Origin of the sequence: Dokdonella sp. (assembly GCF_035703485.1) — a bacterium.
GTDB lineage: Bacteria > Pseudomonadota > Gammaproteobacteria > Xanthomonadales > Rhodanobacteraceae > Dokdonella.
In genome coordinates, this window is the sequence record NZ_DASSYD010000168.1 from 1 (window position 1) to 15,816 (window position 15,816).

The 15,816-nt window shown below is 63.2% G+C and carries 13 protein-coding genes; 6 read left to right on the top strand and 7 right to left on the bottom strand.

What is annotated here, in order from left to right; all coding sequences use genetic code 11:
• The coding region (locus VFN25_RS13010) for a trans-sulfuration enzyme family protein (protein ID WP_325142580.1) at positions 1-641 on the bottom strand (641 nt) is incomplete at its 3' end.
• Positions 642-725: 84 nt separating this feature from the next.
• Positions 726-992, bottom strand: coding sequence for a hypothetical protein (locus tag VFN25_RS13015; RefSeq protein ID WP_325142582.1), 267 nt, complete (start codon positions 990-992; stop codon positions 726-728).
• Between VFN25_RS13015 and VFN25_RS13020 the strand changes: the two genes are divergently transcribed.
• The 6 genes from VFN25_RS13020 to VFN25_RS13045 all read left to right on the top strand — a co-directional run bounded on the left by VFN25_RS13020 (position 975) and on the right by VFN25_RS13045 (position 7,869).
• Positions 975-2,321, top strand: a complete 1,347-nt coding sequence (locus VFN25_RS13020) for a glycosyltransferase (protein WP_325142584.1) — start codon at positions 975-977, stop codon at positions 2,319-2,321. The genes VFN25_RS13015 and VFN25_RS13020 overlap by 18 nt on opposite strands.
• Positions 2,318-3,622, top strand: coding sequence for a glycosyltransferase (locus tag VFN25_RS13025; protein ID WP_325142586.1), 1,305 nt, complete (start codon positions 2,318-2,320; stop codon positions 3,620-3,622). Before VFN25_RS13020 ends, VFN25_RS13025 begins: the two co-directional genes overlap by 4 nt.
• Complete coding sequence (locus tag VFN25_RS13030) at positions 3,606-4,826, top strand: acyltransferase (RefSeq protein WP_325142589.1); 1,221 nt, start codon at positions 3,606-3,608, stop codon at positions 4,824-4,826. Before VFN25_RS13025 ends, VFN25_RS13030 begins: the two co-directional genes overlap by 17 nt.
• A 79-nt stretch (positions 4,827-4,905) precedes the next feature.
• Positions 4,906-5,751, top strand: coding sequence for a class I SAM-dependent methyltransferase (locus tag VFN25_RS13035; RefSeq protein ID WP_325142591.1), 846 nt, complete (start codon positions 4,906-4,908; stop codon positions 5,749-5,751).
• Between the two features lie 55 nt (positions 5,752-5,806).
• Complete coding sequence (locus VFN25_RS13040; protein ID WP_325142593.1) at positions 5,807-6,604, top strand: ABC transporter permease; 798 nt, start codon at positions 5,807-5,809, stop codon at positions 6,602-6,604.
• The gene (locus VFN25_RS13045; protein WP_325142595.1) at positions 6,604-7,869 is read left to right on the top strand and encodes an ABC transporter ATP-binding protein; all 1,266 of its coding nucleotides are present in this window, start codon (positions 6,604-6,606) and stop codon (positions 7,867-7,869) included. Before VFN25_RS13040 ends, VFN25_RS13045 begins: the two co-directional genes overlap by 1 nt.
• On the opposite strand, the gene VFN25_RS13050 is transcribed toward VFN25_RS13045, so the two are convergent.
• From VFN25_RS13050 to VFN25_RS13070, 5 genes are all read right to left on the bottom strand, one after another.
• Positions 7,834-8,727: a GDP-mannose 4,6-dehydratase gene (locus VFN25_RS13050; RefSeq protein WP_325142597.1), complete on the bottom strand. Its 894-nt coding sequence runs from the start codon at positions 8,725-8,727 to the stop codon at positions 7,834-7,836. The genes VFN25_RS13045 and VFN25_RS13050 overlap by 36 nt on opposite strands.
• On the bottom strand, positions 8,711-9,745 hold the full coding sequence (gmd, locus tag VFN25_RS13055) for a GDP-mannose 4,6-dehydratase (RefSeq protein ID WP_325142599.1): 1,035 nt from the start codon (positions 9,743-9,745) through the stop codon (positions 8,711-8,713). The genes VFN25_RS13050 and gmd overlap by 17 nt, the downstream gene beginning before the upstream one ends.
• A gap of 87 nt (positions 9,746-9,832) precedes the next feature.
• On the bottom strand, positions 9,833-13,576 hold the full coding sequence (locus VFN25_RS13060; protein WP_325142601.1) for a glycosyltransferase: 3,744 nt from the start codon (positions 13,574-13,576) through the stop codon (positions 9,833-9,835).
• 19 nt (positions 13,577-13,595) lie between these two features.
• Entirely contained in the window at positions 13,596-14,123 is a 528-nt protein-coding gene (locus tag VFN25_RS13065) for a hypothetical protein (RefSeq protein WP_325142603.1), read from the bottom strand.
• A 42-nt stretch (positions 14,124-14,165) separates the two neighbouring features.
• Positions 14,166-15,482 (bottom strand): glycosyltransferase, encoded by a 1,317-nt coding sequence (locus VFN25_RS13070; RefSeq protein ID WP_325142605.1) that lies wholly within the window; start codon positions 15,480-15,482, stop codon positions 14,166-14,168.
• Positions 15,483-15,816 lie beyond the last annotated feature (334 nt).

Sequence of the window (15,816 nt, forward strand, 5' to 3'; positions counted from 1 at the left end):
ACCATGTCCGAATGGCCGTTGAGGTACTTGGTGGCCGAATGCAGCACCAGGTCGGCGCCGTATTCCAGCGGCCGCTGCACCATCGGCGAGCAGAACGTGTTGTCGACCACCAGGATCAGGCCATGCTTCTTGGCGAATGCGGCAACCTTGCCCAGGTCAACCAGCTTCAGCATCGGGTTGGTCGGCGTTTCCGCCCAGATCATCCTGGTGTTCGGCTTCAGCGCCGCCTTCATCGCCGCGGTGTCATTCAGGTCGACGAAGCTGAAGTCCAGCCCCGCCGAGCGCCGGCGCACCTTCTCGAACAGGCGGTAGGTGCCGCCGTACAGGTCGTCCATCGCGATCACGTGGCTGCCCGAATCGAGCAGGTCCAGCACGGTCGCCGCGGCGGCCAGTCCCGACGCGAAGGCGAAGCCGGCGACGCCGCCTTCCAGATCCGCCACGCAGCGCTCATACGCCATCCGGGTCGGGTTCTGCGTGCGCGAATACTCGTAGCCCTGGTGCACGCCGGGACTCTTCTGCACGTAGGTCGAGGTCGCGTAGATCGGCGTCATGATCGCGCCGGTGCTGGGATCAGGATGCTGGCCGGCGTGGATGGCGCGGGTGCCGAGGCCGTGGGGAACGCTGGAGTTCGACTTTTTCATTCGCGGATCATCCGGACTTGATCAGGGCAAGTCATAAAAGACTGTTATCTTACCCGTTTGCCCCGTACCCCCGAAACGCGGAAGCTAGGTCTGTTCATTTTTCTTGACTCCCTCCGTCGACCCGCTGCCGTCGAATGTTCCACCTGCGCCGATAGTGCGGCAACATGCAGGGAATGGCATTCGTGACTGGCATGGGCCACCGCCGTTGACCGGAATCAGATGAAATTCCTTCTCCACGCGAAAGTCGATCAGCTCACCATCCGGGAACGGCTTGGCACTCCCGACTACAGCTACTTTTTCCTGCTGCGCGCCTTCAGCGGTGTGCTTGCGCAGTTGGGCGAAGTGATCCATCTGCAGGATCCTGAACAGGCGGATCCGATCCACGCACAATGTCTCGATAACGGCGAAGCTTGCGTACTGCTGTCGTTTGCCCCGCCGCACAAGACTCCGCTGGATCTTGAATGCCCCACGATTCCGGTTTTTGCGTGGGAGTATCCCGACATTCCGGGGCGGATCGAGGAAAACTGCTGGCAGGGTGACCCCAGGCACGACTGGCGACAGGTGCTGGCGCGAACGGGCCGAGCCATCACGTTGTCCAACCACACGGTGGACGCGGTCAAGCGCAGCATGGGGCGTGACTATCCGATCGTGGCGATTCCCTCGCCACTGGCGATCGCGCAGGTCAGCGACCGGTCGTTGCCGAGTCCGGAGGATACCCTGCTGAGAGTTCACGCCAGCGTGGCCGACAGCGCCAAAATGGGGCTCGATCCGAATGGCCTGCTTTGCCTCGAAGAGGAAGACGGAACCCCTTTCGATCCAGGCGACGACGCTGCGTTGCCCGGATCCCTCGCCTGCCAGAACGGCAACGCCGCTGACATGCCAGCGCCAGCGGCCGAGCCGTGTGCGCCGGATGAATCGGAGCCTGCCATTTGTGGCTGGGACTTGCCTGCCGCCGCACAGATACGCATACGCCTGCGCGGCGTGGTCTACACCTCGGTGCTGACTCCCTCCGCCGGGCGCAAGAACTGGGAAGATATGCTCACCGCGTTCTGCTGGGCGTTCCGGGATACCGCGGACGCCACCCTCATCCTCAAGCTGACCGGCACCGAGCTGACCTTCCACCACCACCAGCTACTGATGCTGCTCAGCAAGTTGTCGCCCTTCCGGTGCCGGGTCATCGCCATCAACGGTTACCTGTCAGACCAGGACTATGCCGCCCTGCTGGATGCCACCAGCTATTACGTGAACGCGTCATTGTGCGAAGGCTTGTGTCTTCCGTTAATGGAGTTTCTCGCTGCCGGAGTGCCAGCCATTGCCCCCGACAACACGGCGATGGCGGACTACATCCAGGATGATCTGGCGTTTGTGGTGGCGAGCTATCCCGGCCTGCCCAAGCCATGGCCGCACGGTGACAACGAGTCCCACCGCACCAGTTGCCATCAGCTGGATTGGCACTCGCTGATGCAGGCCTATCGCCAGAGTCACCAGATCGCCATGCATGACCCGGGACGTTACCGGCAGATGTCACGTCGCGCGCGGGAGGCGATGCTGGCGTATTGCGGCGAGGACGCGGTGAAGTCGCAGCTGCGCGGGTTCCTGTGTCCTTGGCTGCCCACGCAGGAGCGGTCCGGAACCTCCGCGCCCAGCGTATTGAAAAAGCCGACGCCGATCGAATCGTGATCATCATCATCCATACCAGCACGCCCGGCGGTGACCTGCGCCACCAACTCGGGCGCCCCGAGTACAGCTACCGTTTCGTGGTGGAAGAATTCCGGCCGCTGCTGCAGGAACTGGGCACGATCATCGAAGTGACCGACCCGGAACACGAGGTCGACGCCATCTACGCGGACTGCCAGCGGGACGGCGAGTCGTGCGTTTTCCTGTGCTTCCTGCCGCCAAACAAAGTGCCGTTCGGGCTGGCCTGCCCCACCATCCCGGTGTTCGCGTGGGAATACGATACGCCGCCGAATGAGGCCTTCGGCGGCAAGCCGCGCAACGACTGGACACGGGTACTGGGTAAACTTGGATTCGCCTTGACCCACTCGAGTTTCACCGTCGAGCGCGTGCATGACGCACTCGGACTGGATTTCCCCGTGTGTTCGGTGCCCGCACCGCTGTGGAATCGCATGCAGACACTGCGCGCCGGCAGTGCCGGACAGTTGCGATTACCCGCGAACAGTCTGCTGGTGGACAGTCGCCATACCGATCTCGGCGCGTATCGGATGAGCCTGATCGAGGCGGCCCTGCCAGACCTCCTGCCGATGCCCGAGCGTGCCGGTGAGCAGAATCTTGTCCTGGACGGCGTGATCTACACGTCCATCTACAACCCGCACGACGGGCGCAAGAACTGGATGGAGATGATCACCGGCTTCTGCGACGCCCTGCGCGACAAGGCGGATGCCACCTTGTTGATCAAGTTGACCCATCATGATCCGCGTGACCTGATCCCGAACATGCTCGAGGCGATCTACAAGATGGGATCGCTCGCGTGTCGCGTGGTGCTGCTCCATGCCTACCTCCCGCCTGCGGAATACAACACCTTGTTGCGTTCCACCACTTATGCGGTGAACACGTCCCACGGTGAAGGTCAGTGCCTGCCATTGATGGAATACATGTCCGCCGGCAAGCCTGCGGTGGCCCCTCGCCATACTGCCATGCTCGACTATCTCACGCCGGAAAATGCCTTCATCGTCGATTCGAGCCCCGAACCGGGAACCTGGCCGCATGACCAACGCCAGGTATTTCGCACACTACGCCAGCGCGTCCACTACCAAGCCCTGGTCCGTGCCTACCGTTGCAGTTACCAAGTCGCGCGGCACGAGCCGGAGGTCTACGCCGCGATGAGTGCTGCGGCCACGATGGCGCTGCAGCATTACTGCTCGATGGAAGTGGTGCGACCGCGACTGCAGCAATTCGTCAATGCGCGACTTTCGGTCACGCTGGTGAACACTCCGGATGCGCGCCATGTCGATTCCGTCTGAGCGCCAAGTGCTTGGTGCGCGGCGCAACCTGGACATCGAATGCCTGCGCGCGGTCGCGGTCATCGGCGTGGTCTTCCACCACATGCAGGGAAATTTGTTCCATCCGAGACTGGCGTGGATCGACAAACTCTTCCATCGCGCGGATTTCTGGTTCGGCGTGGATCTTTTCCTGGCCATTTCCGGGTTCGTCATTGCCCGCAGCTTTTTGCCCCAGATGAGCACCAGCCGCGGCGACCGGGACGAACAGGTCGGCGTGATCGGTGCGTTCTGGATCCGCCGTTTCTGGCGCCTGCTGCCGTCCGCGTGGCTATGGCTTGGCCTGATCATGCTGGCTGTGGTCGCGTTCAATCACAGCGGGGCGTTCGGCAGCGTCCATGCCAATCTGATGGCGACCCTGGCCGGCATCTTCAACGTCGCGAATTTCCGCTTTGCCGATGCATTCTTCCGCTACGAATACGGCACCAGCTTCGTCTACTGGAGCCTGTCGCTGGAAGAGCAGTTCTATCTGCTGCTGCCGTTGCTGGCGCTTGCGCTGCATCGACGCATTGGCCTGCTCATGGTCGGCATCGTCCTGCTGCAGTTGTGCCTGTTTCGCACCCCCGTGCTGATGTCCGTGCGTACCGACGCACTGGCGCTCGGCGTATTGCTGGCAATCGCCGCGCCCCGCGCCGGCTATGAAAAATTGAGCCCGCGTTTCCTGCTGCGCCTGCACTGGCTGCGCAGCGTGCTGCCGCTCGTGCTGCTGGCGACCATGGCGATGCTCGCCTCGGGCGATCTTGGCGACTGGCGCTTCCGCATCAGTGCCATTGCCGTACTCTCCGCCGCGCTGGTCTGGCTGGCCTCGTACGACCGCGACTATCTGCTGCCGACCGGCTGGTGCAAGAATCTGCTGGTGTGGATCGGGGCCCGCTCCTATGCGATCTATCTGATTCACGTTCCCGTGTATTTCCTGCTGCGCGAAATCTGCTTTCGGCTGGGCACGGCGCAAGGCTCACCCGCGCATCCGTCCGCATGGCTGATGACCGTGCTGGCATGCGGCCTGATTGCGTTGCTGGCCGATCTGAATTACCGCTACCTTGAACAGCCACTGCGCCTGCGCGGCAGACGCATCGCGGATCGCTTCAGGCAGCGCCGGACCAGTCGCCAGGCCCTGGTGGTTTCGCGGGCCTACCCAGACAGCAGCAACATCGATCCCGGTGCATGAGCCGTATTGCCTGCAACGGTTGACCCACCCGCTGACAAGCTTGATACGTCCACCACACGCCACCATCGACGGAGAAACCATGTCGGATCTCACCAAAAAGCTGCTAGGCCTGGCGCCACCTCCGGAGCAGGCCGGAGCGCCTGCACCTGCTGGTCAGCCAGTGGAGGTCGTCGACTTGTCCGGCGCCGCCGGCGTTGGCCTGCATGATGCAGTGCTCAGCGGCTGGTTCCAGAACAGCACCAACGAGGTTTTTCGCGGCATTCCGATCGGACCCGGTGATTCGGTGGTCGACGTGGGCTGCGGCGACGGCGGTGCCAGCATGTTCTGTGCGCGGCGCGGGGCCCACGTCACCGTGGTCGACATCGACCCGCAAGTGATCGCCGCGATCGAGTCACGCCTGGCGGAAGGCTGCCCGGGCGGCCATGCCAGCCATGTCAGCAACGGCAATCCGCTGCCGCTGGCCAACGCGGTGGCCAACCGAGTGCTGTGCACCGAGGTACTCGAACACGTGGACGATCCACGGCAATTGCTGTCCGAGCTCGTGCGCATCGGCAAGCCGGGCGCGCTCTATCTGCTGACCGTACCGGGCGCCCTGCAGGAGAACCTGCAGAAGCATGTGGCACCGTCGAGTTACTTCCAGAAGCCGAACCACGTCCGTATCATCGAGCGCTCCGAGTTTGCCGACATGGTGACGCATGCCGGGCTGATCATCGAGGAACACACCCAATACGGGTTTTTCTGGTCGATCTGGTGGGCGCTGTTCTGGGCCTGCGAGGTGGATCTGGGCAAACCCAGCCATCCGGCGCTGGATCACTGGACCGAGTCCTGGCGTGCCATTCTGGCGCTGCCGCAAGGCACCCAGCTCAAACAGCAACTGGATCAATTCATGCCCAAGAGCCAGGTTATCGTTGCGCGCAAGCCATGATTCAGATCCGGCCCTCCCACGTCCGCCAGCAACCGATTGACCGCGTGGCCGCCTCATGAGCCTCGCCCTCACCCGCACCCTGTGGCGCTATCGCGGCTTCATCATGGGCAGCGTCAAGCGCGAGTTCCAGGCGCGCTATCGCAACTCGCTGCTGGGCGCAGCATGGACCGTGTTGCAGCCGCTGGCCATGATCACGGTCTATACCGTAGTGTTCTCCGAACTGATGCGCACGCGCCTGCCCGGCATCGACAGTCCCTACGCGTACAGCATCTTCCTGTGCGCCGGTCTGCTGACCTGGGGACTGTTCGGCGAGATCCTGCAACGTGGGCAGACGGTGTTCCTGGACAACGGGAACATGATCAAGAAGCTGAACTTCCCGCGCATCTGCCTGCCCGCGATCACGGTGATCAACGCCGTGGTGAACTTCGCGATCACCTTCTCGATCTTCCTGGCTTTTCTGGCAGTCACCCACAGCCTTCCGGGCTGGGTCATCCTGTACGCGATACCGGTCCTGCTGGTGCAGATTGCATTTGCCACCGGGCTGGGCATCATCGCCGGCGTGCTCAATGTCTTTTTTCGGGACGTCGGCCAGTTCGTCAACATCCTGCTGCAATTCTGGTTCTGGTTCACCCCGATCATCTATTCCACCGCTACCTTGCCAGCGTCGGTCAGACCATGGATGAAGCTCAACCCGATGACCCCGCTGGCGCAGGCCTACCAGGGCATCTTCGTATATGGACTGGCTCCATCGTGGTCCACCATCTGGCCCGCTGCCGTTCTGGCCGCGGGACTGTGCGTGGTGGCACTCACGCTGTTCCGCCGTCGGGCGGGTGAAATGGTGGACGAACTCTGATGGGCGACGTCCGCGTCAGTGGCCTGGGCAAGGCCTACAAGCAATATCCGGGGCAGTGGTCGCGATTGGCCGAGTGGATTTTGCCTGCCGGCAAGCCGCGCCACATCGAGCACTGGGTGCTGAAGGACATCGACTTCCATCTGCACGCCGGCGAGGCGGTGGGTATCGTCGGCGCCAACGGTGCCGGCAAGAGCACTCTGCTGAAGATGCTCGCCGGCACCGTGCGCCCCAGTTGCGGCGAGATCACGATTGGCGGGCGCGTGGCTGCCATGCTGGAGCTTGGCATGGGTTTCCATCCCGATTTCACAGGACGGCAGAACGCGGTGATGGGTGGCCAGTTGCTGGGGCTGTCGCTGGAAGAGATTGCCCAGCTGATGCCGCACATCGAGGCCTTTGCCGAGATTGGCGAATACGTCGACCAGCCGGTGCGCACTTATTCCAGCGGCATGCAAATGCGGCTGGCCTTCAGCGTGGCGACCGCCCAGCGACCGGATATCCTGATTGTCGATGAGGCACTCTCGGTGGGCGACTCGTACTTCCAGCACAAGAGTTTCGAGCGCATCCGCGAGTTCCGGCGCGAGGGCACCACCTTGCTGATCGTTTCGCACGATCGCTATGCCATCCAGACTGTCTGCGACCGCGCCATCCTGATGGACGCTGGTCGCATCCGCATGCAGGGATTACCCGTCGACGTACTGGATTACTACAACGCCATGATGGCCGAACAAAACCACCACCGGATCCAGCAGAAAACCCTCGCCGACGGCCGGGTTACCACCATATCCGGATCGGGTGAGGCCAGCATTGTCGATGTGCGCCTGCTCAACCAGCACGATCGTCCCGCCGATACCGTGGAGGTTGGCGAACCACTTCGCCTGCAAGTTCGTGTAAGAGTGAACTCGGCATTGCCGCGGTTGGTACTCGGTTTCCTGGTCAAGGATCGCCTCGGCCAAGCGATCTATGGAATCAATACGCACCGCCTCGAACAGCCCCTGGAAGATCTGGCCGCGGGAGAGGAAGCCACTTACTGCTTCAGCTTTCCGGCGCGGCTTGGCAAGGGCAGTTATTCCGTTTCATTGTCGCTGTCTCGTGAGGACTCTCATGTGGACAAGAACTTCGAGTGGCGCGACAACGCATTAATCTTTCATGTATTCAATACGGACAAGGAGGACTTCGTGGGCAGCAGCTGGCTTGGCGCTGACGTGACGATCACACGCCATGACATGGCATCAAGCGCCATACATCCAGCGCAAGGTCTCTCGTAAAACCCGCTGCGGAAATGGGCCAATGCGCCTCTGCAACCGGGCTGGATCGCCAACAAGACATTGCACCTCGTTGGCGCGCACGAAGGCCGGATTCACCCGGACCTCGATTGCATGACCGGCGATGTCCTCCATCATCGCGACCACCTCGCGCAACGAATGGCTGTTGCCCGTGCAGATATTGAAGGTGTCGCCTTCGCCGCATGTTTCCAGCAAACGGCGGTACGTCCAGGCGACCGTCCGCACGTCCATGAACTCCCGCCAGACATCGAGGTTGCCCAGCTCGACGATCTCTTCGCCACGACGGAAATGGGTGACGATTTTCGGAATCAGAAAACGTTCGTCCTGGCCCACGCCGGTGTAGTTGAAGGGTCGGGTAAACACCAGGGGAAGGCGGTCGGACCAGGTTCGCGCCATGTATTCCATCGCCAGCTTGCTCACTGCGTAATCATTCGCCGGCGCCGCCGGCACGCTTTCATCGAGCTTGCCGGTCTGCCCCGCGGCCTGGCCGTACACGTTGGCGCTGCTGGCCAGTACCACGATCGATGGCGCAGCCGGCAGCTCGGCCAGCGCAGCGAGCAAATGGCGCGTGCCGACGATGTTGGTCCGGTAGAGCGAGTCCACGTCGCCGTGGGCGACAAACGCGATCGCCGCCAGGTGGATCACCGCCCACGGGCGGATTCCCGCCACCGCCGCCTGCACCGCCGCGGCATCGAGCAGATCGACACGCCCGCCGTGCGCATTCAGGCCGCAGACCTCGTAGCCGGCACGTTCGAGCTCCTCCGCCACGTAGCGGCCGGTGAAGCCGTCGCGGCCGGTGACCAGCACCCGCCGCGGCACTGTCTCAGAAGGAGAAGCCATGCTGGTTCCTGCGCAGATCGGCCTCGACCATCATCCGACACAGTGATTCGAGCGACGTCTGCGCCGACCAGCCCAATGCGGCACGGGCCTTGCTCGCATCGCCGATCAGCAGGTCGACCTCTGCCGGCCGGTAGTGACGCGGATTGATCCGAACCAGAGTCTTCCCGGTTCGTGCATCCACGCCGTGCTCATCGGCTTCCGTACCCTCCCATGCCAGTTCGATGTCCACGGCCGCAAACGCCATGGTGGCGAAATTGCGTACCGTTTCGGTACGCCCGGTGGCCAGCACGCAGGTTTCGGGGGTCTCGGCCTGCAACATGCGCCACATGCCGTCGACGTATTCCTTCGCGTAGCCCCAGTCGCGCTGTGCGTCCAGATTGCCCAGTTCCAGCACGTCGAGTTTGCCCAGCCGGATCTTCGCTGCCGCATCGGTGATCTTGCGCGTGACGAACTCGCGCCCGCGCAGCGGCGACTCGTGGTTGAACAGGATGCCGCTGGCGCCAAACAGGCCGTAGGATTCGCGATAATTCACCGTGATCCAGTGCGCATAAAGCTTGGCCACGCCGTAGGGGCTGCGCGGATGGAACGCCGTGTCCTCGGATTGCGGAACCGACCGCACCTTGCCGAACATCTCCGAGGTGGATGCCTGGTAAAAGCGGATCGATGGATCGACCACGCGAATCGCCTCAAGCAGATGCAAGGCCCCGACGCCGCTGATCTGCGTCGTCGTCACCGGTTGGTCGAACGACACGCCGACGAAACTCTGCGCGGCCAGGTTGTAGATCTCGCTGACCTGGTACTTCTGCAGCAGGCGAATCGCCGCACCCATGTCGGTGAGGTCGAACTCAACCAGCTCCAGCTGCGGGTGGCCCAGGATGCCCAGTTCCTCGATGCGCCAGAAATTGGTCGAGCTGGTGCGACGGTAGGCTCCCACCACCCGGTAGCCCTTGTGCAGCAGAAGTTCCGCCAGATAGGCACCGTCCTGTCCGGTGATGCCCGTGATCAACGCTGCCTTCATGCGGTTTCCTGCGTACGGTTGGGTACGGACATGCTACGGGCAAGCCGGCGTCTGTCCAAGCGATGGATCACCGTCTCGTGAGTTGCATCAACTGTCGGCAGGATGCGTGTCCGGTCGCCAAGGTGGCAACCATTGCAGATGCCTGGCATCGAGCAGCATGTCCCACAGCCGTCCGGTCGTATCCTGCCAACTGAGTACGGCATCGGCATCCGGAGTCCGCCCGGCCTGATCCGCGGTTGCCGCCTGCCGCAATGCCTGGACCAGGCTGTCCAAACGTCCGCCGTCGAAGAAAGTGGCAAACTGCGATGACACCTCGCGGAATACCGGAATGTCGCGCGCTATCACCGGTAGGCCGCGCCGCGCCGCTTCGACCAACGGCAAGCCGAAGCCCTCGGCCTCCGAGGCTGCCACCAGCGCGCGTGCGCCGTCGTAGATCTGTTCCAGATACTCGTCGCTGGCATGTTCCAGCCAGATCAGGCCGGTTCCAGCCCGTGCGTGCGAGCGCATGCGTGCAGCCAGCGCGTCGGACATCCAGCCTTGCCGGCCGACCACTACCAGGGAGGCATCGATGCCATCGGCCCACAGTCGTTCGAACGCCTCCAGCACGAGCGCGTGCCCCTTGCGTGGCTCGATCGTGCCGACCATCAGGAAAACCGGCGACGTGCGGAAGCGCGCCAGCACCTGCGCGGCGTCCGCTGGCAACCCCTTGCTCGGACGTGCCGCGCCCGGGTCGTTGCCCGGATAAAAATAGCCAAGTGCCAAGACGTCACACCGCAAGGGTGGATGCTCGTCGAACCACCGGCGTACATCGTCAGCGACAAACTGCGATATGCACAGCAGGGCGTCTGCGTATCGGCCGATGCATTGCAGCCAGCGTCCGTGCATATCCGCGATGCCCTCCGGAAACCAGCCCGGTTGGCGTACCGGCAGCAGGTCGTAGACCACGAACAGCATGCGCACGCCACGCACCCGCCAGGCGTCGAGCAAGGCGGTGTTCGCCGGCAACGCATCGGCGACCCAGTCGAGCCCGAGCAGGACGTCACCGGCCCGCGGCTGTACCGGATCTTCGGGCAGCTCGAGCGGCGGGTGTCCAAGCACCTTCAGGGCGTAACCGGTGGCGCGGCGATAGCTGCCGTTTTCCAGCCGGACCGGTTCGATCCGGTACTGCGCCTGCGGACGCTGCAGCAGTGCCGACAGCACGCCGTGCACCACGCGCTCGATACCCGTGTGCAGGTCGTTGCCGGCAGTGGCGGTAACGTCGACATACAGTCGCGGTCGATCCACCAAGGGCTGGTTCGCAACCAGGGCCTGCTGCAATTCCCGTCGAGCCGGAGCGTCCATGGCAAATCCGGCGTCCGTGCGCGCCAGGCCTTCCAGCAGGCGCTGTTGTCCGGCCCCCGGCGAGCGCTGGTGGAAGGCCTCGATCGCCTCGCGATAGCGCCCTGCCACTTCGGCCGGATGGTGCTGCTGCCCGATCACGCGGGCCGCTTCGGCGGCGAGCCGCGCACGTGACTCGGCCTCGTCCCTCAGCTCCTGCAGGGCGGAGACCAGCTCGGCATCACTGAACTGGTCGGCAAGTCGAAGCACCGCGGCTTCGGGCAACTCCGTCGCTGTGCCGTGGGCGTTGACGATCAGCGGCAAGCCATGGGCAAGCGCATCGAAAATTGCGGCCGAAGTCTCGCCGCGGGAGTCGGTACGCAGCTGCACCACGATGTCGGTGGCGGCCAGATAGTCGGCATAGCTGTCGGCGCTGACAAAACCGGTGATGTGGATACGTTCGCCGCCAGCGGCGGCACTCATGGCCGAGCTCAGCGTCCGACCATACTCCCCGCCGTGGTTCTCCCCGACAAAAACCAGTCGGCAGCGATTGTCGCTCGCCAGCGTGGATTGCAACCACGCCTCGAGCAGGCGATGGTTCAACTTCGTCGGTGCCAGCATGCCGAAGCTGCACACCACGAAGTCATCCGGCCCGATGCCCAGCAGGCGCCGCGCCAGCCGACGATCGCCGTAGGTGCGCTGCTTCGGAAATGGCACCACGACGAACTTGTCCGCGGCAGCCGCACCATAATGCAGACGCGCCTGCTTCACGGCGTAATGCGAGTGCACGATCAGGCCAAGCGCCCGCTCGATCACGTCCCGGTTGACCGGCCAGGTATCGAGCGTCGAAGGGCGGCCATGACGCAGGTCGTGCAGCAACGCGGCATGACCATGATTGTCATGCAGCAGGCGCAGGAAGGCCGCGGGCTCGCCGGCGTCGTGTGCCATCCAGTTTCTCGCCGCGCCCAGCCACGAATCGTGCAACACCACCACGCCGGGGTGCCGCTGCAGCATGCCGAACATGTGTGCATGGAACGGCGAATTGCCGAAGTGGTACAGCACCCGATCATCGGCCGCATGGTCCACAAACCATTGCAGCGAACGAACGGGGAAACTGGCCAGCACCCACGGATCAGTCACCACGGGCTGATCGACCACCACGTCGATCTCGTAATGGCAGGCCAGCTCACGCAGCAGACGGGCGCTGTAATCGGCGATACCCGACCGCACCGGCGGCAACGGCGACACGTAGATCAGTCGCGGGCGCGCGCACCGCCCGCCTCGTGACTTTGCCTTGTTTTCCACATGGTTCTCGATGGCCGCCAGTGCCTTGCGCGCACTGACCGGCCAGCTGAACTGACGCGTCTGCACGCTGGCATGCGTTCGCAGGCTTTGGAGATGACCATCCCCGGTCAGCACGGCCTGCAACTTGGCCGCAATCGAGCTGCGACTGCGCGGATCGAATAATGCATCCCCGCGCCCGATCACCTCAGGCAAGCTGGCGGCGTTCGAGCCGATCACCGCGGCGCCGCACGCCATCGCCTCGAGCGGGGGCAGGCCGAGCCCTTCGTGCAGCGAAGGTGCAACGAACAAGGTGCAGCCTGAATACAGTCGTGCCAGTTCCTCATCCGCCAGGGTCCCGGTGAAAACCAGTCGATCGGCAGCCAGGCGATGCCCGTGTGCAACCTGGCGCAACCGACCCACCGTCACCGGGTCGCATCGACCGGCAAGCACCAGTTGATGCCGCTGCACGACGCTGGCAGGAAGTTCGGCGAACGCGGCGATCAACGTGTCCACATTCTTGTGCGCGTCGTAACCTCCCGCATACAGCACGAAGTCCGGTCGCAGGCCCCAGTCATGCTGCCAGCGGGCCCGGCAGGCGGCATCGATCGGTATGGGCCGGAACACAGGATCGGGGGCACCGGATACCACGGCCACATCCTCCGCCCGCAGCTGCAATGCGTCGATGGCCTCACGCCGCGACGATTCGGAAATCGCCAGCAGCAAACCGCAGCGCTTGAGCAGGCCCAGCCGCTGGTAGTACCAGCGCCGGTAGGCGGCGTCGTGCAGGTGCTGCGCGGGATTCAGCAGCGGGATCAGGTCGTACAGGGTGGCTACATGCCGATGATCGTCGATACCGCTGCCCAGCGCCGCCGTCGAATCATCGCCCCAGCCTTCGAACAGGCTGCTGTGCCAGATGCAGTCCGCGCTCAGTCCGCCGAGAAAGCCCGCGTGGGCGACCCTGGCCATCTGCACGCGCCGCTGGTTGCCTGGCTGACAGGCCGCAATGCCGGCGGGCAGTTCATTGATCAGCATGCGCTCGCGCGGGATCAGCCCGTCGAACTGCTCGATGATGCTGAGCGAACTTTCATCCTGGCGCCCGTTCAGCGCCAGCCACAACTCGTGCCGAGCCGCTTCGACCGCGAAAGCCTTTGCCATCGACAGCGTGTAACGCCCGATGCCCCGATGCCGACTGTGCGATTGCGCGCCCTGGAGATCCAGCACGATCTTCATCGCGGCGTTCCGTATCCGTTCAATGGACGTTTCCGTGGTCGTTACCGGCGGCCTGCGGATACAGGCGTGAGCGCAGGCGTGCGTGCAGGCCTGGAACAAGGCGCACGACCCGCCTGGCGGCACGCCGGAAAAGCGGCACGCGCAACATCGCACGAGCGAGGTTCCCGGGACGATGGCGACCCTCCCTGCGCCAGGTGGATACCAGTCGCAGTGGCCTCGTCAGGCGCCAGGAGCGGCTCTCGACGAAAGACGCATGCATGCGTGCGTGCTCCCTTGCCAGTTCGGCCAGACGCCGCTCCAGTTCCACGCGCTCCCGGTCCTGTTCGGCCAGGCGCCGCAGCCGTTGATCGCTGGCGACAAGCATTTCGCGATAGTCCACCTGCAGCAACGCCAATCGATCACGCATGACGCTGTGGTCATGCTCGATCTCCACCAGCCGCGCCAGCCGCTGGTCCGCCAGCAGCCGCCAGTCGATGCCCGCAGCCGGTACCGATGCATCAGTGCGAATGGCGCTGGCCGGCGACAGGCCTTCCGTCTTGTTCGTCATGTCAGAAAATCCATCGGAGAGTCGCGGAAGCGGACGGCATCATCATGCAATGCCCTGCAGTTCGTCATCGATCTGGCCCAGGCGCCGGGTCAGCACCGACATGCAGGCCTCGACCGAGAAGTTGCTGGCCATGTCGCGTTTCGCCTGTGCCCCCAGGCGGCTTCCCAGCGCACGATCCTGATAGAGGGCGCGCATGTATTGCGCAGCATGTCGCGGGTCGGGATCGGCCCATTGCTGACCGTCCGCGTAGGGATACTCGCCCCGCTGTACGGGAATCATCCTGTAATCCACCAGACAGCTGTTCGCCGGCGTCATGAATTCCAGGTTGCCCGAATAGCCTGTCGCCACCACCGCCTTGCCCAGACACATTGCCTCGGCCATACCCAGCCCGAAGCCCTCGCAACGATGCAGCGAAACATAGACGTCGATGCAACGATGCAATGACTGAAGATGATGACGCTCAAGCAAGTCGTCGCGCAGCTGGATGCGCGCATCGCGTGCGACGGCTCCCAGCAACTGGATCAGCAGAGCAGTGTTGCGGTTTCCATTGCTGGACTTGATCAGCAACGAGACCTTCTCGTCTCCACGCGGAAATGCCTTGCAAAAGGCATCAATGGCCGCTTGCGGATTCTTTCTGGCGACGGTCGAATTGAAATCGAAAGAGCAGAAAAAGACGTAATCGTCGTCACGCAAGCCGAAATGGTGGCGTTGCAGGCTGCTGTCATTCGTCCCCGGCACCAACGGCAGCGGCACGCGCGTCACCGGCTTGTTGCAGATCCGCCGCATCGCCTGTTCGACAAAGGCGGACGAAACCATGATTTCATCGACCTGATCGATGGCCAGCCGCCAGTCCTCGGGGAAGTTCTCCAACTCCCAGAACCAGTAGCCGATCACATAACGACCCCGAGCTGTCGAGATACCGGCACTCAGCAAGGTGTCCGCCCAATGATCCGGGTTGACAAAGATCAGATCACACCGGTACGGAGAAGCCGTGCCCAGATGGGCGGCCAGCGTGCGGTCATGCCGCGGATGCGGGATATCGATGTCCACGTCGTACAACGAAACCGGATACTTCGTGGCCAGCATGGCATTCGCATAGAGTCGCGCGCATTGCCCAAGACCCAGCCAGCGGGAAAGATACCCATGGAGATTGACCCCGTGCGCCGCCGCGACGTTCGGCGGCTCATGACCGGACCCCACGTCGGCAACCGTCGGCGTGTCGCTGCCCCATTCGCTGGTTCGCCTGAAGCCCAGGTCATGCCTGATCGGCCTTTCCAGCCTGCCACGAACCCATTGCCGGATCGGCAACGGAATTCCGTGCCGGATTCCGGCCCAACGCGGACTTGACAAGGTCCGCATGAGAAAACCTCTCAACATCGGATGAAGTGCTTTCAGGGAACGTACCGACACAACCACCTCAGGTATGCCTGGAACAATCATCTCATCGCGACGCGACGTGCAGAAAACCGGACCCACACACTTCGGCCTCAGGCGCTCGGCACACTTGACATGAACGCCCGCAGCTAACCGGAACCATGGGGTTATGCCACTCCATACCCCTGTATGACAGAATACTTGGGATCAAATTGGAGTGATACATGAAGATACTGCTGGTCACCGGCGGAGCCGGTTTCATCGGTGCCAACTTCGTCCTGCAGACCATCGCCGATGGTCTGCGCGTGGTGAACCTGGA